Raw genomic sequence first — 14,980 nt, 5'->3', positions numbered from 1 at the left:
CCGCCCCGGACCGGGCCGGTGCCCGCGGTCGGACCGGCCTCCGGCGTCCTCATGCCACCTCCAGGAAGCGCAGCACCGCCATCACCCGGCGGTGGCTGTCGTCGGCCTGCGGCAGGTCGAGCTTGGCGAAGATCGAGTTGATGTGCTTGGCCACCGCGCTGTCGCTGACCACCAGGGAGCCGGCGATGGCCGCGTTCGACCGGCCCTCCGCCATCAGGGCGAGCACGTCCCGCTCGCGCGGTGTCAACCGCTCCAACGGATCGCGGTGGCGCCGCACCAGCAGCTGGGCCACCACCTCCGGGTCCAGCGCCGTCCCGCCCTCGGCGACCCGCTGGAGGGCGTCCACGAACTCGTCGACATTGGCCACCCGCTGCTTGAGCAGGTAGCCGACCCCGCTGGTGTTGGTGGTCAGCAGGTCCGCGGCGTAGCGCTCCTCGACGAACTGGGAGAGCAGCAGCACCGCCACCTCCGGCCACTGGCGGCGGATCACCAGCGCGGCCCGCACCCCCTCGTCGGAGTAGCCGGGCGGCATCCGGACGTCCGCCACCACCACCTGCGGGCGGTGCTCCTCCACCGCGACGAGCAGTGCCTCGGCGTCCCCGACGGCGGCGGCCACCTCGTAGCCCACGGCCTCCAGGACCTTGACCAGACCGACCCTGAGCAGGACCGAGTCCTCGGCGATCACAGCGCGCACGGCAACTCCACGGTAATGGTGGTCGGGCCCCCGACGGGGCTGACCAGGAACAAGGATCCGTCGACCGAGGCGGTGCGTTGCCGCAGGCCGGTCAGGCCGGTGCCCCGAGCGGCGTCCGCCCCGCCCACGCCGTCGTCGCTGACGACCAGGTGCAGCCGACCGCCGGCCGTCCGCACCGTGACGTCCACCCGGGAGGCCCGGGCGTGCTTGGCGACATTGGTCAGTGCCTCGGAGACGGTGAAGTAGGCGACGGCCTCGACCGTCGGCGCTATCCGCTCGGCCAGGTCGACGTCCAGCCGGACCGGCAGCGGGATCCTGGCCGCGATGCCGGAGAGCGCCGCGTCCAGCCCGCGGTCCTCCAGAACGGCCGGGTGCAGGCCGCGGACGAGGTCCCGCAGCTCGTCGATGGCCGCCTGGGCCTCCTCGTGCGCCTCGACTATCACCTGCATGGCCTCGGGCGGGATGTCCTTGAGGGTGCGGCGGGCCAGGCCGAGGTTCATCGCCAGGGAGGTGAGCCGCTGCTGGGCGCCGTCGTGGAGGTCGCGCTCGATCCGGCGGCGTTCGGCGTCGACCGCGTCCACCAGGCCGGCCCGGCTCTCCACCACCTCCTCGATCCGGTGCTCCAGCACCGCCGTGCGGCCCGGACCGAGCATCCGCACCGCGAGCGCCTCGTCCAGACCGGCCAGCAGGCGGACCGCCCAGGGCAGGACCGCCAGCAGCGCCACGCCGCCGACGGTGAGCGGGACGTCCAGCTTGGCCCAGTGGTCCGCGACCGGCGAGGAGGACGGCATCGTCCAGGCCCAGCCGAACACCGTCGAGGCCACCACGGCCGCGCCCGACCCCCACAGCACGACCAGCGCGCCGAGCGCGACCAGTGGAGCGACCACCAGGTGGTAGCCGACCTGGCGCCAGCTCACGGCGGTGCGCAGCGTGGCCACCGCGCCGGCCGAGGTGCCGGCGGGCCGCAGCAGCGGCGGGACGTCCACCCCGCGCAGCGCCCGCAGCCGGGCGCGCTGCGCGGCGGAGAGGAGGCGGATCCCGAGCAGGATCACGCCCACGAGGAACAGCGACACCTTGGGGACGGTGACGGTCAGCCAGACGGGAAGGGAGAGCGGGATTCCGGCGGCGAGGAACAGGGCGTCCCGCCAGAACGCCGCAGGCCACGGGGGCCGGGCGGCGCTCCCGATGAGCGCACGGCGCGGCTTCGTGGAGAGCATGGCGGACAGCCTAGAGTGCCGTGATCGGCCGTCACCATGAAGGTCGGTACCGAGAAATGGTGAAGCTGGGTACACCCCCGATTCGGATCGGTGCACTACCGACAACGCTGCCCGGGACGGCCAGTCTTGAGGGCATGACGAGCTACGCATCGCACTCCGCCGATCTGCCGCACGGGCGTCCGACCCTCGGCCCCACCGCCGCGGCCGCCCCGGCCGACCCGGCCGAGGGGCGGCTTCCGGTCGGGCCCGCGGTCCTGCCGGGCGCGACCCGCCCGGCCGCCGGGCCGTGGTCGGTGCGCAGTGTCCGGGCCGGCCGGTCCCGCGGCCGGGCCGCCCTGGAGGTCTACGAGTACGACGAGCTGGTGGACGTCCTGGTCGCGACCCGCCTCACCGGCGGCCTGCTGCGCGGGGCCCGCGCCTGGGCCGGAGCCGGCGCGGGCGGGCGCCGCCGCTCCCGGCACGGTCTCGCCTGGGGCCGGCTGCCGGACGGCGGCGCGGTCCCGGTCGTCGGGTTCACCGGCGGACGGCTGCTCCGGCTGCCCGGCCGACCCGCCCCGGTCGTCCGCGCGGCCGAGGTGGTCACCGTCGGCGGGGAGTTCTGGCTCGCCTGGGGCGAGGGCGTGTTCGACGGTGTGCTGGTCGAGGCGGGCGGTGCCGCCCCCGAGCGGTCGCCGCTGGTCCGGGCCCGGGTCGGCGCCGTCGCCGGGGGTGCCCGATGAGCACCGCCGTCCTCGGCTTCGCCCCCGCCTTCGCGCCGCGTGCCGCACGGGCCGGCCGTCCCGTGCTCGGCCCGCTCGCCGAGCGGGTGCCCGCGCTCGCCGCGTTCCTGCTGCTGCCCTGGACGGCCCTGCTGGTGGCCGAGGGCGACACCGCGTGGGCCGCTTTCGACCTGTGCGAGCTGGCGGCCCTGCTCCGGCTCGACGCCGGGCTGCGCCGCCGCGGCACGGCCACCGCCGGACCGGCCGCGGTGGTGGCCCTGCTGCTGGCGGGCGACGCCCTGGTCGACATCGCCACCGCGCTGCCGGGCCGGGAGACGCTCGCCGCGCTGATCATGGCGGGCTGTGTCGAGCTCCCGCTGGCCGCGCTCTGCCTGACCCTCGGTCTGGCCCGCACCGGGCGGCCGTCAGCCGAGCGGCACCCCCGATCCCGCCCCCGCCGCGGCCGACGGCGGCCGGGTGGGAAGCCGGGGCAGCAGCGCGGCGGTCTCCTCGTCCTTCGGGGTGTAGACGACCATCCGCGACCCCTGGGCCGGACCGAGCCAGAAGCTGGTGTAGTCGAGCCGCAGCAGCCCCACCCCCGGCACCAGGAAGCGCTTCAGGCCGTTCCCCGGCCGCAGGACGTCGTGCCGCTGCCAGGCCTCGTCGAACACCGGGGAGGCCTTCCGCAGCCGGCAGAGCAGCGTCCGCCAGGCGGGCTCGGCCGCGTGGTCGCCCATCCCGGACCGGAACCGGGCGACCATGACGTCCCGCTCCTCCTCGTGGTCCACCAGCACCTCGTGGAAGCGCGAGGGGGTGAAGGCCAGCCACATCAGATTGCGGTCCTCGGGCGGCAGTGCGGCCAGATCGCCGACGATCCCGGTGTACTGCGTGTTGTGGGCCAGCACGTCGTAGCGGGAGTTGATCACCGCGGCCGGGTAGGGGGCCATCCGGTCCAGCGTCATCCGGACCGCGGGCGTGACGGTCGGGCACTCCCGCACCGGCGCCGGGTCCTCCGCGCCGGCCAGGGTGAACAGATGGGCCCGCTCACTGGGGTCGAGCAGCAGGGCGCGCGCCACCGCGTCCAGGACCTGCACGGACACCTGGATCTCGCGCCCCTGCTCCAACCACGTGTACCAGGTGACCCCGACGGCGGCGATCTGCGCCACCTCCTCACGGCGCAGCCCCGGCGTCCGCCGCCGACCGGTCGGCGGCAGCCCCACCTGCTCGGGGGTGACCCGCTCCCGGCGACTGCGCAGGAACGCCGCCAACTGTTGCCGCCGAGGATCGGCGGGCACTTTCCCGGTGGTCGCCGTGACGGCGGTCAGACTCATTCCACCAGCATGCGGCACAGCTCATCCTGTTGCCAGGTATTCCCTATACCTGGATAAGCACACTCTGGTACCAGGGTGCGGCACGGCGGATCGTATGACCGTGACCCAGCAACTGACCGCCACCAGGCCCCTCCTCCCCACCGCCGCCTCAGCAGCTTCCCCGGGCACCACCGCCGCCCCGGCCTCCCCTCTCTCCCCTCCTCCGTCCGCTCCCTCCTCCCCTTCCCTCGGTACAGCCGGACTGGTCACCGTCCTGCTCGGGGCGTTCCTCCCGATGCTTGACTTCTTCATAGTGAATGTCGCCCTGCCGACCATCGACCACGACCTCGCGGCCGGCCCCGCCGTCCTGGAACTGGTCGCCGCCGGGTACGGCATCGCCTTCGCCGTGCTCCTCGTCCTCGGCGGACGACTCGGCGACCTCTTCGGCCGGCGCCGGCTCTTCGTGGTCGGCGCGGCCGCCTTCGCCGTGACCTCGCTCGCCTGCGGCCTCGCCCCCGGCGCATGGAGCCTGGTCGCCGCCCGGGCCGCCCAGGGCGCGTCGGCCGCCCTGCTGATCCCCCAGGTCCTCGGCACCATCACCGCCGCCACCCACGGCGCCCGGCGCGGGCGCGCCCTCTCGGTCTACGGCGCGGTCGGCGGCATCTCGGTGGTCATCGGGCAGGTGCTCGGCGGAATGCTGGTCGCCGCCGACCTCTTCGGCACCGGCTGGCGCTCGGTCTTCCTGCTGAACGTCCCCTTCGCCCTGCTCGCCCTCGTCCTCGCCCTGCGCTTCGTCCCGGAGAGCCGCGCCCCGCAGGGCGCCAAGGTCGACGTCGCCGGGACGGTGCTGCTCACCGCCACCCTGCTCGCCCTGCTGGTGCCGCTGATGGAGGGCCGCGCCGCCGGCTGGCCGCTGTGGTCCTGGCTGCTGCTCGCCCTGTTCCCCGTGTTCGCCACCGCCTTCGCCCTGGTCGAGCGCCGGGCGGAGCGCCTCGGCGGCGCCCCGCTGGTACCGCCCACCCTGCTGCGCATCCCCGAGATGCGACGCGGCCTCGGCATCGCCATCCCCTACTTCGGCGGCTTTGGCGGCTTCATGTTCGTCATCGCGGTCGCCCTCCAGCAGGGCCTGCACCTCGGCCCGGTCGCGGCGGGCTGGGCACTGGTCCCGATGGCCGTCGGCTACTTCACCGCCTCGCTCTCCGGTCCGCGCCTGATCGGCCGCTTCGGCAGCCGGGTCCTGACCGCCGGCGCCGTCGTCCAGGCCCTCGGCCTCGTGACCCTGGCCGTCACCGTGCTCGCCGACTGGAACGGGTTCTCCCCGCTGCGGATGGCCCCCGGCGTCGCTCTCGCCGGCATCGGCCAGGGCCTGATCGGCACCCCGCTGTTCCGCGTCGTCCTCTCCAAGGTCCCCGCCGCCCGGGCGGGCGTGGGCAGCGGCGTCCTCGCCACCGGTCAGCAGTCCAGTCTCGCCCTGGGCGTCGCCACCCTGGGCTCCCTCTACCTGAGCCTCTCCCCCACGCTGGGCATGGACCGCGCGCTCGCCCTCTGCCTGGGCATCCAGCTCCTGGGGTCCTTCACCGTCCTCTACCTGACGACCCGCCTCCCCCGCTCCATCGGCTGACGGCCGCCCCTGGGTCCTCCTGCCGGTCGTGGCCACCCGCTCCGGGTGGCCACGACCGGGCCCGGTCCGCCGCGGGACGGAGCTCACACCGCCCGTCGACACACTCACGCCGCAGCCGCCCCCGCGACACCGTCTCCAGCAGCCCGATCACCCAGCAGGTCGGACACCCGCGCAGGGCGACCAGCCCGAGCGGCAGCAGGAGGAGCGCCACCGGCCCGGCGACCGGCAGCAGCACGAACGCCCCCACCAGCGCGCCGAACCCGATCCCGCCCCGCACCAGGTGCCCGGCCACCGTCCGGCTGGCATAGCCGGAAGTGCCGCCCTTCACCACTCCCCTCCGCCGGTGACCGCCCGGACCGCCGCCCGCGCCCGGTGCAACCGCGACTTCATGGCCGCGGTGCTCAGCCCCAGCGCATCGGCGACCGTCCGCCCGCTGAGCCCCTGGACGTCCCGCATGACCAGCACCCGCCGCTGATCCTCCGGCAACGCCGCGATCGCCTCCGCCACCCGCCCGGCCTCCAGCCGCCCCAGCACCTCGTCCTCGGCCGACCGGTACGGCGCCACCCCGGCCACCGGACGCTCCCCCAGCGCCGAACGCGCCCGCCGCAGGCACTCGTTCCGTACGATCCGGAACATCCACGAGGCCAGTGCCCCGGTCGCCCGCAGCATCCCGATCTTGCGGTAGAGGATGATCAGCGCCTCCTGCGCCGCGTCCTCGGCGTCCTCCGGCGTGGCGCAGAGCGACCGCGCGAACCGCCGGACATGCGGATGCGCTCCCGAGACCAGCGTGGCGATCGCCTCCGCATCACCGTCCTGCGCCGCGGCCACCACCGAACTCCCCGGCCACTCCCGCACCTCAGCCACGCCGCCGCCCCCACTTCCGCAGCACCGTCACGCTGCACGCCCCGACCAGCAGCACACCGACCGCCACAGCCGCCCAGACCATCGTCACAACCTCCTCGTCCGCCCCGGTCCTCACCGAAGCCGTCCATAAGAGGCGGCGACCCACGGAAAGGATTCAACCCGGCGCGGCGGCCGGAGTCACTCCGTGGCCGGGTCGCCGAGTTCGGTGAAGAGGGTGAGCTGGAGGCCCCCGGGTGCTTCGAGTCGGGAGTTGAGGGAGTTCCAGGGAGTACGGACGGGTTCGGCGACCACCTCGGCGCCGGCGGCCGCGAGTTCGGCGGTGGTGGCGGTGGAGTCGTCGACCTGGAAGGCGACCCGGAGGTGGCCGGCGACACGTCGGCCGACCTCGACCTCGTCGATGAAGTCGGCGTGGCCCGGATCGGCGATCTCCAGGGTCGCGCGACCGGCCTCCAGGATGGTGACCCGCCCGTCGGGCGAGGCGAAGGCGGCACGTTCGGGAAGGCCGAGAATGTCGCGGTAGAAGTGCAGCGCCTGCTCGTAGTCGGCGGCCGTGACCACCAGACGGAGTTCACGCACGGCGGGGGCGGCCTCGGACGGCTCGGACATTTCGGCTCCTCGGTCGGAAAGCGGAAGACGACCCCACCGACAACTGCGCTGGGGTCGCCTTCATTTCAGGACCACGACTCAGGACGAAGACCGAGCACCACGACATCAGTACCGGCGACGCACCGCCCGGCCCGAGATCCGACGAACCCAAGGCCCCCTACGGAAAACCCGCTCGCCGCACCGAACCCCTTTGTGTCAGCATGACGATATGAGCGACGAACGCACGATCGATCCCGCCGACACCCGTGACCGCGCCGCCCTGACCGCGGCCGTGGCGGCCGGCGCCCGGGCCAAGTGGCTGCTGTTCTGGGGCCATCAGCCGCAGCAGAACGGGTCGTTCGGCCCCGGTGTGCTGAGCCAGTGGTGGCCCGACCACCCGTTCGTCGTCGACGGTGTCGAGTACCGGACCGCCGAGCACTGGATGATGGCGGGCAAGGCCCGGATGTTCGACGACAGCAGGACGCTCGCCCTGATCCTGGCCGCGCCGAGCGCCGGGGAGGCGAAGAAGCTGGGCCGCCAGGTCCGCGGCTTCGACGACGCCGTCTGGCGTGCGGGCCGCTTCGAGCTGGTCGTCGCGGGCAATGTCGCCAAGTTCGGCAGCCACGCCGGGCTCCGCGCCTACCTGCTGTCGACCGCCCGGCGGGTCCTGGTGGAGGCCAGCCCGCTCGACCGGATCTGGGGCATCGGCCTCGGCGCGGAGAACGAGCGTGCCGAGCGGCCCGCCGAGTGGCGCGGCGAGAACCTGCTCGGCTTCGCCCTCATGGAGGCCCGCGCCCGGCTCGCCGCGACCGAGCGGTGAGCCGGACCGGCACCTCCGACCGGGAGGCGCACGGGTAGCAAGCGCGCGCCGGGTGGCTCACGATCCGTGCGCCCCATGCGCCCCCGGACACCACTCGCAAGACTGTGGACGCACTGCCGTAACTCCAGCGCCGTATTTCAACGCCAGGATGACTGGCCGTCAGGGTCAAGTTGGACAGGTTGCGGTGATCATGCGTACACGGCACACGGAACAGCCCCTCGTCCCGGACGCGGGCATCGGTGCGAGCGAGCAGGACGCTCTCGAACTCAGATCCCAGTTGGACGAATTACTGCGCGCCAGACAGTACGCGGTGCAGCGCGAGCGGCGGCTCGCCGAAGCCGTCCGGTCGCTGCCCGACCGGCAGCGGGTGGACGGTGAGCTGCTGCGGCAGCTGACCCAGGCGCGGACACTGCGCGAGGGGCTGGGCGCACGCTGCCTGGATCTGAGCGACCGACTGAAGAGCCTGGAGGAGCAGTTGCGGCAGCCGTCGCCACGGGTCGGGGGCAGCGAACGGCCCGGGACGGGCACCCCGAACGACATACCGGACCGCGGCCACGACGACGCTCTCCACGACGTCCACCACCGCGATGTCCACCGCGTTGTCCGTCACGACGTCCACCACGCCGACCGCCAGACGCCGGCCGACGACGGCCCCCACCCCACGCCCACCGGCCCCGCACCCGGCCCCGCGCCGGTACCCGGCCCCGCACCGGCGCCCGCACCGCCACGCCACCGCTCCCCCGGCGAGCTCGCCGCCCTCGCCGAGCGCATCACCGGCCTGTACCGGAAGGCCTCCCCGACCGAGGCCGCCGACATCCTCGGCCAGGCCGCCGAGCACCTCACCCCGGAGGACACCGCCGCGCTGGCCGCCCGGCTCGCCCACCGGGGACCGACCGGCGCCTCCCTCCACCTCGCCCGCAGCGCCGTCCACGGCAGCCCCCAGCACGCCGCCGCCACCCTCGCCGAGCTGCGCCGGGCCGGGCTTGCCGAGGAGGCCGGGGAGCTGTTCAACACGCTGCGCTCCTGCCCGGCCGCCGACCTACCGGCCCTGCTGGACGGGTTGGAGCGGGCCGGGCAGCACGCCGACGGCGCCACCCTGCTCTGGGAGTGGGGCTCCGCCCCGACCGCCGAGCTGACCGCCCTCGCCACCGCCCTCCACCAGGCGGACCGCGCCACCGACGCCCGGACCCTGCTGCGCCAGGCAGCCGGCCGTCCCACCGGCGACCTCACCGCCCTGGCCACCACGCTCCCCGCGCCGCTGCCCGCCCTGCTGCTGGGCGAGCTGGCGACGCTGCGGCCACCGGCCGAACTGGTCCGGCTGGCCGGCGCCCTGGCCGGTCGGACCGACCTCTACGAGGCACTGCTCATGCCTCTGCTCGCGGACCCGGGACAGCACCGCACCACCCTCGCCGCGCTCCGCACCGCCGGTCTCCCCACCACCCCGGCCAACCGCCCCCGCTCCCGCTGGGGCCGCCGCTGAGCCCGGGCCCACCCGGCAGGCGCCCACCCGCCGGCGTCCGCCCCACCCGGCCGACGCCCGCCCCACCCACCCCCCACGCTCACGAGGCCGGGGCGGACTCCCCCTGCGGGGGAAGGACGACGGGGGGCGGCGTCGGCATCACCCCGGCCGAGCGCAGCGCCCCGGCGAGCGCCTCGAACTTGGCGGAGAGGCCCCGGTCGCGCAGCTCGTCGCCGTGCACCTCGGCCAGGGCCTCGATCAACCGGCGCCGGATCTCCGGCAGGTTCCTCTCCCAGCTCGCCACATGCATGGCGATGGCCTCGTCGAGGAAGCGCACGGGAGAACTGCGGCGCACCCGGTCGAGCGGCGACCGGATCATGGACCGCCGGCCCTGGAGCACACGCTCGAAGCACCACAGCATCGTGAAGTAGGCCGCGAGCACGTCGGGTCCGTAGGGCTGCTGCCCCCGACGGAATGCGACCAGGGCGTAGCGGGCCAGCGCCACTTCACCGCTCGTCAGGTCGAGGTGGAGCGTCCGGGCGAGTTCGAAGTCCACCTGCCGGGTCTGTCCCCGGTAGACCGCCCAGGCCCCCGCGACCGAAGCCAGGGCACCGACACCCGACGCGATCGACCATGGATCCGCCATCCCAACCCCTCCCCGTAGCTGGGGCCGGTCCGGCGGCCCGGAGCGGAGATTAGCCGATCGTCACGGCGACCGGACCCCGAAGCGGCAACTCCGGAAACAGCGCCCACCGACCCGGCGCCCCCGGGAACAGCACCCGCCTACGCGGAACCCCCGCCCGCCCCGGGGACACCGGGGCGAACGGGGGTTCGCACGGAAGACCGCGGGCACCCGGGCCCGCCGACGTCAGCAGCCGATGAGCCGCGCCGCCAGGTAGGACTTCACCTGGTCGAGAGAGACGCGCTCCTGCGTCATGGTGTCGCGCTCGCGCACGGTCACCGCGTTGTCCTCGAGGGTGTCGAAGTCGACCGTCACGCAGAACGGCGTGCCGATCTCGTCCTGGCGGCGGTAGCGCTTGCCGATGGCACCGGCGTCGTCGAACTCGACGTTCCAGGCGGTGCGCAGGTCGGCGGCCAGGCCGCGGGCCTTCGGCGAGAGGTCGGCGTTGCGCGACAGCGGCAGGACCGCGACCTTGACCGGGGCCAGCCGCGGGTCGAGCCGCATGCCGACGCGCTTCTCCATGACGCCCTTGGCGTTCGGCGCCTCGTCCTCGAAGTAGGCGTCGATCAGGAAGGCCAGCATGGCGCGGTTGAGGCCCGCCGCCGGCTCGATGACGAACGGGAAGTACCGCTCGCCGGACTCCTGGTCGAAGTACTTGAGGTCCTGGCCGGAGGCCTCGCTGTGCACCGTCAGGTCGTAGTCGGTGCGGTTGGCGATGCCCTCCAGTTCGGAGAACTCGGTGCCGCCGAAGTTGAAGCGGTACTCGATGTCCACCGTGCGCTTGGCGTAGTGGGAGAGCTTCTCCTTCGGGTGCTCGAACAGGCGCATGTTGTCGGTGCGCAGGCCGAGGCCGACGTACCAGTCCCAGCGCTGCTGGAGCCAGTACTCGTGCCACTGCTCGTCCTCGCCCGGCTTGACGAAGAACTCCATCTCCATCTGCTCGAACTCACGGGTCCGGAAGATGAAGTTGCCGGGGGTGATCTCGTTGCGGAAGCTCTTGCCGACCTGGGCGATGCCGAACGGCGGCTTCTTGCGCGAGGTGGTCTGGACGGCCTTGAAGTTGGTGAAGATGCCCTGGGCGGTCTCCGGGCGCAGGTAGGCCAGGCCGCTCGCCTCCTCGGTGACACCGAGGTGGGTCTTCAGCATGCCCGAGAAGTCCTTGGGCTCGGTGAACTGGCCCTTGACGCCGCAGTCCGGGCAGTTCACGTCCTGGAGGCCGTTCGGCGGCGGGAAGCCGTGCTTGGCCTCGTACTTCTCCTCCAGGTGGTCGGCCCGGTGGCGCTTGTGGCAGGAGAGGCACTCGGTCAGCGGGTCGTTGAAGGTCTTGACGTGGCCGGAAGCCTCCCAGACCTCGCGGGCCAGGATCACCGACGAGTCGAGTCCGACGACGTCCTCACGGGCCTGCACCATCGCGCGCCACCACTGGCGCTTGATGTTCTCCTTGAGTTCGACGCCCAGCGGACCGTAGTCCCAGGCGGCACGAGTGCCGCCGTAGATCTCGCTGCAGGGGTAGACGAAGCCACGGCGCTTGCTCAGGCTGACGATCGTCTCGATCTTGTCGGCTGCCACAGTGCTCTCTTCAGTACGTACGGCACGGTCAGGGCACGGCTGGTTGCGCGTACCCGAATACCTCAGGTTACCGGCCATATGGGTACGGGGTTCAAATCGGTATCTCCGGCACCGGCCCACTCACCGTCACCACCCGTTCACCCGTCCGAGTGATTTGACAATCATTTCCATCTAATCTGAGAATGGTTGTCATGATGATCCGACGACGTACTCGCGGCGCCATAGCCCTGACCGCCACCGCCCTCACCGCCGGCCTCACCCTGACGGCCTGCGGCAGCGGCGGCGGAGCCCAGGGCGCGGAGGGCAAGCTGAACGTCGTCGCGTCCTTCTACCCGATGGAGTTCCTCGCCGGCCGAATCGGCGGCGAGCACGTCAAGGTCACCGACCTCACCGCCCCCGGCGTCGAGCCGCACGACCTCGAACTCACCGCCAAGCAGGTCGGGGCGGTCAAGAAGGCCGACGCGATCGTCTACCTCAAGGGCCTGCAGCCCACCGTCGACAAGGCGGTCGCCGGCTCCGGCTCCAAGCACAAGATCGACGCCACCGCGGCCGTCCCGCTGGAGGACCACCACCTCGCCGAGGGCCACACCGAGGGCGACGGGCACGACCACGGCGGCGAGGCCCAGAGCGGCGACGGGCACGACGGCCACGACCACGACGGGGCCGCCGGCGATCCGCACATCTGGCTCGACCCGACCCGCTACGCGGCGGTGGCCAGGAGCGTCGGCGCCGAGTTCGCCAAGGCCGACCCGGCCCACGCCGAGGACTACCGGAAGAACACCGACGAGCTGGTCGGCCGGCTCACCGCCCTGGACCAGGAGTTCAAGGACGGGCTGAAGGACGTCCGGAACCGCACCTTCGTCACCAGCCACGCCGCCTTCGGCTACCTCGCCGGGGCCTACGGCCTCACCCAGGTCGCCATCAACGGCGTCGACCCCGAGTCCGAGCCCACCCCGGCCCGCCTCGCCGACGTCCAGAAGGCCGCCAAGGAGAACGGCGTCACCACGATCTTCTTCGAGACCCTGGTCAGCCCCAAGCTCGCCGACACCGTCGCCAAGGACCTCGGCCTCAGGACCGCCGTCCTCGACCCGCTGGAGGGCGTCAAGGACCCGGCCAAGGACGACTACCTCTCGGTGATGCGGCAGAACCTGGCCAACCTGCGGACCGCCCTCGGCACCGACGCGCCGGCCGCGCCCGCCGCACCCACCAGCTGACGGGACCACCGGCATGACCACCCCGACCACCTTGACCTCCCCGGCACCCCCGGCACCCTCGGTGCCCCCGGCCGTCCGCCTCCACGACGCCGTCGCCTCGCGCGGCGGACGGCCGGTGCTGCGCGGCGTCGACCTCACCGTCCGCCCCGGCGAGGTGGTCGCCCTGCTCGGCGCCAACGGCTCCGGCAAGTCCACCACCGTCAAGGCCGTCACCGGGGCCGTCCCGCTGGAGCGCGGCACGCTCGAACTGTTCGGCACCCCGCTCGCCCGGTTCCGCGCCTGGCACCGGATCGGCTACGTGCCGCAGCGCACCACCGCCGCCTCCGGCGTCCCGGCCACCGTCCGGGAGGTCGTCTCCACCGGCCGGCTGCCCCTGCACCGGCTGCTGCCGTTCCGCCGCGCGGACCGTGCCGCCGTGGACCGCGCACTGGCCGCCGTCGGCATGCTCGACCGGGCCCGGGACGGGGTCGCCGACCTCTCCGGCGGCCAGCAGCAGCGGGTGCTGATCGCCCGCGCCCTGGCCGGCGCCCCCGATCTGCTGATCATGGACGAGCCGATGGCCGGGGTGGACGCCGCCAGCCAGCAGGTGCTCGCCGACACCCTGCGCGCCGAGGTCGCGCGCGGCGCCGCCGTCCTGCTGGTGCTGCACGAACTCGGGCCGCTGGAGCCGCTGATCGACCGGGCCGTGGTGCTGCGCGACGGCTGCGTCGCGCACGACGGCCCGCCCGTTCCCAACACCGGTCTGCACGCCCTGCCGGGCCACGACCACGTCCATCCGCACGCCGACCACGGCCACGAACACGACCGACCCCGGGGACTGCTGTCATGACCGAGATGCTCAGCTACGACTTCATGCAGCGGGCGCTGATCGCCGCCGTGCTGGTCGGCATCACCGCCCCCGCCGTCGGCATCTACCTGGTGCAGCGGCGCCAGGCGTTGATGGGCGACGGCATGGGCCATGTCGCGATGACCGGCGTCGGCCTCGGCTTCATCTTCCAGACCAGCCCGGTCTGGATGGCCGTGGCGGTCTGCGTGCTCGGCGCCGTCACCATGGAACTGGTCCGCGCGCGCGGCAACCAGCGCGGCGACATCGCCCTCGCGATGCTCTTCTACGGCGGCATGGCCTGCGGCAAGCTGCTGGTCTCCAAGTCCGCCCAGGCCGGCGCCGGTTCGCTGGAGAGCTACCTCTGGGGCTCCATCCTGACCGTCTCCCCCGCCGACCTGGCCACCATCGGCGCGCTCGGCGCCGTCGTCGTCGCCGTCACCCTGGGCCTGCGCCGCCAGCTGTTCGCGATCTGCCAGGACGAGGACTTCGCCCGGGTCACCGGCGTCCCGGTGCGGCTGCTCAACCTGCTGCTCGCGGTGATGGCCGCGGTCACCGTGACCGTCGCCATGCGGGTGGTCGGCCTGCTGCTGGTCAGCGCCCTGATGGTGGTTCCGGTCGCGGCCGCCCAGCAGCTCACCCGCTCCTTCGCCGCCACCCAGGCCGGCTCGATCGCGGTCGGCGTGCTCGTCGCCCTGGCCGGTGTCACCGGCTCCTACCAGCTGGACGTGCCCTCCGGCCCGGCCATCGTGCTGCTGGCCATCGTCGTGTTCGCGGTGTTCGGCGCGATCGCCGCCCCCCTCGCCCGCCGCCGCCACCGCGACACCCAGGAGAGCGGACCGCAGGTCTGCGACGTCCGACTGCCCGGTCCGGAGCGGGTCGACGCGACCACTCCGGCGCCCAGTGCGGGGCTGGCACAATGAGGTGCCAGTCGCCCACACCAGCAGGAGGACCCACGGTGACCACCGCAGGCCCGTCGCCGCGAGCCCGATCGACCCGGCAGCGCGCCGCCGTCTCGGCGGTCCTGGACGAGATCGAGGACTTCCGCAGCGCCCAGGAGCTCCACGACATGCTGAAGCACCGGGGGGACTCGGTCGGTCTGACCACGGTCTACCGGACGCTCCAGTCGCTCGCCGACGCCGGCGAGGTGGACGTCCTGCGCACCGCCGACGGTGAGGCCGTCTACCGCCGGTGCAGCAGCGGGCACCACCACCACCTGGTCTGCCGCCAGTGCGGTGCCACCGTCGAGGTCGAGGGTCCGGCCGTCGAGCGCTGGGCCAACTCGGTCGCCGCCGAGCACGGCTTCAGCGACATCGCGCACACCCTGGAGATCTTCGGCACCTGCGCGGAGTGCGCCGCCAAGGCCTGAGTACCGGTACGCCGAAGGGCCCGCTGGGAGTCACCTCCCGCGGGCCCTTCTCCGC

15 protein-coding genes are annotated in these 14,980 nt (G+C 73.5%); 8 read left to right on the top strand and 7 right to left on the bottom strand.

Translation table 11 applies throughout. The annotated features are described in order from the left end of the window. Positions 1–49 precede the first annotated feature (49 nt). Positions 50–694 carry a response regulator gene (locus tag IF01_RS0125125; protein ID WP_030395805.1) on the bottom strand — a complete coding sequence of 215 codons (645 nt, stop codon included), beginning with the start codon at positions 692–694 and terminating at the stop codon, positions 50–52. After that, positions 682–1,911, bottom strand: coding sequence for a sensor histidine kinase (locus IF01_RS0125120; protein ID WP_051756171.1), 1,230 nt, complete (start codon positions 1,909–1,911; stop codon positions 682–684). Before IF01_RS0125120 ends, IF01_RS0125125 begins: the two co-directional genes overlap by 13 nt. Before the next feature lie 134 nt (positions 1,912–2,045). Between IF01_RS0125120 and IF01_RS0125115 the strand changes: the two genes are divergently transcribed. Further along, positions 2,046–2,630, top strand: a complete 585-nt coding sequence (locus tag IF01_RS0125115) for a hypothetical protein (protein ID WP_030395803.1) — start codon at positions 2,046–2,048, stop codon at positions 2,628–2,630. A gap of 404 nt (positions 2,631–3,034) precedes the next feature. On the opposite strand, the gene IF01_RS0125110 is transcribed toward IF01_RS0125115, so the two are convergent. Beyond that, entirely contained in the window at positions 3,035–3,940 is a 906-nt protein-coding gene (locus IF01_RS0125110) for a helix-turn-helix transcriptional regulator (protein WP_030395802.1), read from the bottom strand. 94 nt (positions 3,941–4,034) lie between these two features. Between IF01_RS0125110 and IF01_RS0125105 the strand changes: the two genes are divergently transcribed. Beyond that, positions 4,035–5,540, top strand: a complete 1,506-nt coding sequence (locus tag IF01_RS0125105) for an MFS transporter (protein ID WP_078880281.1) — start codon at positions 4,035–4,037, stop codon at positions 5,538–5,540. Between the two features lie 324 nt (positions 5,541–5,864). Here the strand turns inward: IF01_RS0125105 and IF01_RS0125095 are convergent, their stop codons facing one another. Together IF01_RS0125095 and IF01_RS0125085 are read right to left on the bottom strand one after the other, a co-directional pair. Next, complete coding sequence (locus tag IF01_RS0125095; RefSeq protein ID WP_030395799.1) at positions 5,865–6,404, bottom strand: RNA polymerase sigma factor; 540 nt, start codon at positions 6,402–6,404, stop codon at positions 5,865–5,867. Positions 6,405–6,581: 177 nt separating this feature from the next. After that, positions 6,582–7,010, bottom strand: a complete 429-nt coding sequence (locus IF01_RS0125085) for a VOC family protein (protein WP_030395798.1) — start codon at positions 7,008–7,010, stop codon at positions 6,582–6,584. 208 nt (positions 7,011–7,218) lie between these two features. Here IF01_RS0125085 and ybiA point away from each other — a divergent pair, with 208 nt between their 5' ends. Both ybiA and IF01_RS0125075 read left to right on the top strand, forming a co-directional pair. Then, positions 7,219–7,809, top strand: a complete 591-nt coding sequence (ybiA, locus tag IF01_RS0125080; protein WP_037781096.1) for a riboflavin biosynthesis intermediates N-glycosidase — start codon at positions 7,219–7,221, stop codon at positions 7,807–7,809. A 190-nt stretch (positions 7,810–7,999) separates the two neighbouring features. After that, the gene (locus IF01_RS0125075; RefSeq protein ID WP_157855343.1) at positions 8,000–9,289 is read left to right on the top strand and encodes a hypothetical protein; all 1,290 of its coding nucleotides are present in this window, start codon (positions 8,000–8,002) and stop codon (positions 9,287–9,289) included. A gap of 79 nt (positions 9,290–9,368) precedes the next feature. Here the strand turns inward: IF01_RS0125075 and IF01_RS0125070 are convergent, their stop codons facing one another. Both IF01_RS0125070 and IF01_RS0125065 read right to left on the bottom strand, forming a co-directional pair. Next, a complete protein-coding gene (locus IF01_RS0125070) occupies positions 9,369–9,914 on the bottom strand; it encodes a hypothetical protein (RefSeq protein WP_030395795.1) in 546 nt (181 codons plus the stop codon). 222 nt (positions 9,915–10,136) lie between these two features. Continuing rightward, complete coding sequence (locus IF01_RS0125065; RefSeq protein ID WP_030395794.1) at positions 10,137–11,519, bottom strand: glycine--tRNA ligase; 1,383 nt, start codon at positions 11,517–11,519, stop codon at positions 10,137–10,139. Between the two features lie 191 nt (positions 11,520–11,710). Here IF01_RS0125065 and IF01_RS0125060 point away from each other — a divergent pair, with 191 nt between their 5' ends. From IF01_RS0125060 to IF01_RS0125045, 4 genes are read left to right on the top strand one after another with little or no spacing between them, the layout of a single operon-like run. Continuing rightward, complete coding sequence (locus IF01_RS0125060; protein WP_051756168.1) at positions 11,711–12,733, top strand: metal ABC transporter substrate-binding protein; 1,023 nt, start codon at positions 11,711–11,713, stop codon at positions 12,731–12,733. 13 nt (positions 12,734–12,746) lie between these two features. Next, positions 12,747–13,562 (top strand): metal ABC transporter ATP-binding protein, encoded by an 816-nt coding sequence (locus tag IF01_RS0125055; RefSeq protein WP_030395792.1) that lies wholly within the window; start codon positions 12,747–12,749, stop codon positions 13,560–13,562. Beyond that, positions 13,559–14,479 (top strand): metal ABC transporter permease, encoded by a 921-nt coding sequence (locus tag IF01_RS0125050; protein WP_051741489.1) that lies wholly within the window; start codon positions 13,559–13,561, stop codon positions 14,477–14,479. Before IF01_RS0125055 ends, IF01_RS0125050 begins: the two co-directional genes overlap by 4 nt. Before the next feature lie 35 nt (positions 14,480–14,514). Continuing rightward, entirely contained in the window at positions 14,515–14,925 is a 411-nt protein-coding gene (locus IF01_RS0125045) for a Fur family transcriptional regulator (protein WP_030395790.1), read from the top strand. Positions 14,926–14,980: the final 55 nt, after the last annotated feature.

The organism is Kitasatospora purpeofusca (assembly GCF_000718025.1).
In the GTDB taxonomy this organism is placed as follows: Bacteria; Actinomycetota; Actinomycetes; order Streptomycetales; family Streptomycetaceae; genus Kitasatospora; species Kitasatospora purpeofusca.
The sequence above is the reverse complement of the archived record's forward strand: the minus strand, read 5'-3'. Positions and strand labels throughout refer to the sequence as shown.